The 4,864-nt window shown below is 38.7% G+C and carries 4 protein-coding genes; 3 read left to right on the top strand and 1 reads right to left on the bottom strand.

Annotated features, from left to right (window positions below; translation table 11 throughout):
- A partial coding sequence (locus LQV63_RS30975; protein ID WP_233699617.1) for a transposase occupies positions 1-560 on the top strand: 560 nt, incomplete at its 5' end.
- Between the two features lie 710 nt (positions 561-1,270).
- Positions 1,271-2,092: an AraC family transcriptional regulator gene (locus LQV63_RS30970; protein ID WP_233699616.1), complete on the top strand. Its 822-nt coding sequence runs from the start codon at positions 1,271-1,273 to the stop codon at positions 2,090-2,092.
- Here LQV63_RS30970 and LQV63_RS30965 read toward each other — a convergent pair.
- Entirely contained in the window at positions 2,033-3,274 is a 1,242-nt protein-coding gene (locus LQV63_RS30965) for an MFS transporter (RefSeq protein WP_407672999.1), read from the bottom strand. The two genes, LQV63_RS30970 and LQV63_RS30965, sit on opposite strands and share 60 nt — an antisense overlap.
- Positions 3,275-4,049: 775 nt before the next feature.
- Here LQV63_RS30965 and LQV63_RS30960 point away from each other — a divergent pair.
- On the top strand, positions 4,050-4,658 hold the full coding sequence (locus LQV63_RS30960) for a class I SAM-dependent methyltransferase (protein ID WP_233699614.1): 609 nt from the start codon (positions 4,050-4,052) through the stop codon (positions 4,656-4,658).
- The last annotated feature ends 206 nt before the right edge of the window (positions 4,659-4,864 follow it).

Raw genomic sequence — 4,864 nt, 5'->3', positions numbered from 1 at the left:
TCATCGCGCTTGCTAGCTGTTCCGTTGGTTCTAAACAAGCCACGAATGCCTACAAGCTTCACTTAAAGCAATTACTCGATGAGTACGACCTTGCTTGCCTGCAGCTCAAAACGGTTGAAATGGAGATCATCGCCGTGTTGGATCGTATTCCCTTTGCCAAGTCTATGCTTGCTGTCAAAGGGATTAGCGCCATTTCACTGGCCGGTATTCTTGGTGAGGCAGGAGATTTAAGCGGCTTTGTTCACGGCAATGCACTGTTGCGACATGCTGGACTCAACCTTGCGGAAGCAAGCTCAGGAAAATGGACTGGACAGATGAAAATTAGTAAACGAGGACGATCTCGCCTCCGCCGTTTCATCTTCATGATGACCATGAGTTTAGTCGCGAACAATCCGGAATTCAAAGCCATGCACGCGTTCAATGTACAGGTAAAAAAGATGAAGAAAATGAGGTCTCTTATGAAGCTATGTGGTAAATTAGCTCGAATACTCGTTGGAATGGCTCGGAGCCGTGAAGCCTACAAACCTCATAAAACAATACCAATTCAACTAGCAGCTTAAGCAATATCCTACCGTTTCGTCGTACGAATTTTGGCTTATTCGCGGGATTTCAAAAAGAAAGCACAGAGTACCGGATGTATTCAACCAAAGGGCACCGACCCGTACCGTTAGCTAGACCGGCCTCCACCCCTTGGACAGGTGTAACGAAGGAATGAGAGGGCATAGACCCGTTGAGACATGGGAGTGATAACCTCCAGGGGCGGCGTGGAGAATGCGTGCAGTATATGGAAGGATATGGGGTTGCGACCTCCCCCTCTATTTCCTCGCGCCTTCATGTTATCCTGGTCTTCTATGGTCTTCCATTTACTATCTTTCTGGATTTCTGGCAAGGGTGAAATCCTGCGAATAAGCGAGCATTCGTGAGAAAACTAAATCGTACCAAGGGAGTTGAATTAACGATTGGGATTACGGTCAATAAACTCCTCGATTTCATCTGCTAACCTGAAAACAAGGTGGAAATAATGTTTTTCTGTCATAGTACCTTTAGTTCTCCACTTTTGCATTTCTTTATAGTGGAAATCATAAAAATATCCCACTAAATCACTACGCGATATTCCCTGTTTCTTTACCATATCCGCAATAGAAAGCCCCTTTTTCTAATATTCTTAATATTCATCAAGACCCATTCCCAAAAAATTAGATATTGCATCATAATCGTATTTGACATGGTAAACTATAATGTAAACTTCAGTATAGTGATGGTGATTTAATTGTCTATCGTTTTACAAGCTACACAGGGTTTGTTATTGTCCACAAATCAAAAAAAATGCGAAAGCAAATGGCGAAACGACTATTCTTATAAGCTTATCTATTCTATAAAAGGATCTATGTATTACCAGACTGAGAGAAGCGACATTTTCTTATCTAAAAATGAATTTATTCTTTTTAACCCGAATGATATGCATAAACAAATTTCAGTAGATGATCATAAATTTTTAATTGAGCTTGATCCACGATTTTTTAATCAACTGACGGCTGATATTTCATCTATTAAAGATGGTATTTCTTTCGCTCTTACTGCTCAAAAACATCCATTAATCCAGCAATGGGTCCATTTTATAAATGATTATGTACAAATAGAAGAAGTAAACGAAAGTCATTCATTAGAGTTATTTTTAGACCATAGCTTCACTCAGTTAACATTAATTATACTTAAAGTTATGGTTGGTACACATTCGTCTGACATTAACATACAACCATTTAAAGAAATTCACCCTGCACTATACAAATCGATGAACGTTATAAAAGAAGACTTCCAACATGCTTGGAGCCTAGATGAAATGGCAGGGGTTTTAGATATAAGCAAATTTCAATTTGCCCATCTTTTTAAGGAGTACATTGGAATTTCCCCCTTTTCGTGGCTTCAATTATATCGCATTATCAGAAGTCAAGAAATGCTTATCAATACCAAGAAAACTATTGCAGATATTTCATATAGTTGTGGGTTTTCTACTATCTCTGTTTATAATCAATTATTTAAACGTCTCTACGGAATCACGCCCAGTTTTTTTCGAGGGAAATACACGAAATAAATAGACAAATGAGCCGATAACCATCATACTTCCGCAAAAAACAAAAATATACCGAATTTCTACAAGAGAGGATAGTGCGCCAAACAAGCTCAACGAAAGCACATTAGAACCATATAAGAGAACTGCATTAAAACTAAACGCTCTGCCTAATTTATTTATTGGTATCAATGTTTGAATAAGATAAACCCGTGCTAAACCAGAAATAGGAAGTCCAATAGCTGCGATTAGTATACCAATAAAATAGGTTGACAGATGAGTTGCAAATCCTAATACAAGTATACCAACACCCCATACAATAGAACCGATTAGATAAATCGTGAGGGTCAGCTTTTTCCAAAGAAAAGGGATGACGATATTGACTGTAATCACACCAGCACCATACCACCCCATTAGAAGACTGTAAAGTTGCTCACCATTATTTTTGGTTTCTATTAGTTGTAACAATAATCCGACCTGCCATACCCAAGTATTAAAGAACACAATCAAAAAAGTTACAAACAACAATGTTCTGATAGTATATTCACCTTTTATCCAGTTAAGGAAATCTTTTATAGAACTAAAAATACTGTCAGTTGTATTCAACAGGTTATCCGTAGTATCGTTATTTTCATTCCAATGAAGTTTTAAGATGAAAAATACACTGACTAAATACGTTAAGGCATCAATTGTGAAGAAATGAATTATTTGTCCTGAATTTAACAGACCAATACTAAATATTGGTCCAAGCATTTGTACACCTCTTGTCACAATATCAAATAAGCTATTTGCAACTGTTCGATCTTCTATAGAAGTAATGAGAGGCAATACAGCTCTGTAAGCTGGATTATAAAAACATCCTAGACTTTGAATTATGAAACTCACAACTATTAAATGCCAAAAACCTAAAAGATTGATTTGATAAATAAAGACCAATGAAAGAATAATAGGTACTCGTATGATGTCTATCAACAGTAATAAACGTTTTTTGTTTACTGAGTCAGCAATTACTCCACCAGCTAGTCCGAATAAAAGGTATGGAGTAGCTTGTGTAATAGCCATAACTGTGGTCAGAATGCTGGATTGTGTTAGTTCATAAGATAAAAAAAGGAAAGCAAGTCCTGTAATAACATTTCCTAATTGGGAAATCCCTGCTCCCGCCAAATAATACAATATCATTCGATTTTTCAGTACACTTCTATACACTGTCATCACCTCATTTAAAAGTTACAGTGTATCCTTCTTTTTTTCTATCTTCATCTTGCTGCATTTTCTTTCAATATTTACTTACCTCAGCTATAAAATATTGTCCGCGAGCATTCCCAGTTTCCCGAAGGAGTCAGGGAGAAGGCGTTCTCCTTCGCCATGAACGATGGTACAGTGAAGCGTTATCCGTCGCGGGATATGCGATGACCCTTCTCGCATGTCTGCAAGCGGTTCGAGGTCAGCGGAAAGTCGTAATTGAGGGAGATCCTGAGCATGCATTGACCAAGCAAATCATTGCCGCCGTTTAACAGGCGTACGCGCCGGATACGGCGATCGTCTATAAGCTGGATAATAAGATCGAACCTGCTGCATACGTATGCGCAGATTATGCTTGCCAGGCACCGGTCCATGATGTGGAGTCGCTATTGAAACAATTGAAGAGCACGTAATCGCCACAATGCGGCTGATAGGGAAGGATGCCTCTCGTATAAATAAACGGAGGCATTTTGGTGATTTCAGATAGTTGTTTCATTGACAAAATATAACTGTAACACTACTATAGGAAATAGATCTTTCAGAGAAAGATTACTTCACTTCTGTACCTACTTTCCAACTACCACATCATGTTGCTTCACCTTTACGCTTCCATTGCTTTTCATTTTTACAATTCTATCCTTTTATGATTTGTTGCTGCTTTTCATTGGCTGTCATGCTGTATCTTGTTCATCGTTGACAAGTAGTAAGTTCACATCTAATAGAGTGGGAGGAATCAAAAATGGAAAACACGAAAATTCCAGATCATATTGAGAGTAATCAACAGCAGTGGGACGAAGAGTACAAATCTAACGTGTGGGATTATTTAGCGGATATCACGGAATACGCTAGATACTCAGTTGTGTACGGTTACATAAGAAAGTTTATTGCAGAAGAGGGCATTCTGGATATGGGGTGCGGTACTGGAATATTGTACGATATGCTTCTGGACAGCGAGAAAGAAGGATATGCGGGCGTAGACCTTTCTCAGGAAGCGATCAAAATGGCATCGGCTAAAACGTCAAAAAACATTTTCCACTGCGGGGACATTAATCAATATGTTCCTCAAAAGCGATATGATGTCATCGTTTTTAACGAATCACTGCATTATGTGCCCAACACGCCAAGCAAACTTCTTGACTATTCCAATTATTTGACTCCTAACGGCGTTATCGTGTCTTCCTTGTATTCCCATAAAAACACCCAAGATGCTGCCTACACTATTATTGAAAATAAGATCGAAGAGATGGAACAATGCGGACTATTCGACGTACTGGACAAGGTGAGCGTATTTAATCACAACGCCGGACTGAAATGGTACATCCATCTTTTAAAGAAAAAGAATGTATAGGTGTCTGAACCAGAAAAGGTCTAGCACTGAAAAGGGGCAAGATTCGAGTTGCTTCTTGCAAGACTTCGTGAGCAGCAGCGGACTTTTAGAACAAATTTTATAGGGTTACAGGATAGATAAAGAAGAGCCGTCTCTAAGTTCAATAAGGACTTTGATATGCTCCCATCATAGTAGACAGTAGGAAAAACAAAAGCTTCTACTGCTAC

It is taken from the genome of Paenibacillus profundus (assembly GCF_021369635.1).
In the GTDB taxonomy this organism is placed as follows: Bacteria; Bacillota; Bacilli; order Paenibacillales; family Paenibacillaceae; genus Paenibacillus_B; species Paenibacillus_B profundus.
This window is presented reverse-complemented; position numbering and strand designations above follow the sequence as displayed.

What these genes read in the sequence shown, in the direction of transcription:
- LQV63_RS30960 (WP_233699614.1), top strand. Translation starts at nt 4,050, where the DNA reads ATGGAAAACACGAAAATTCCAGATCATATTGAGAGTAATCAACAGCAG.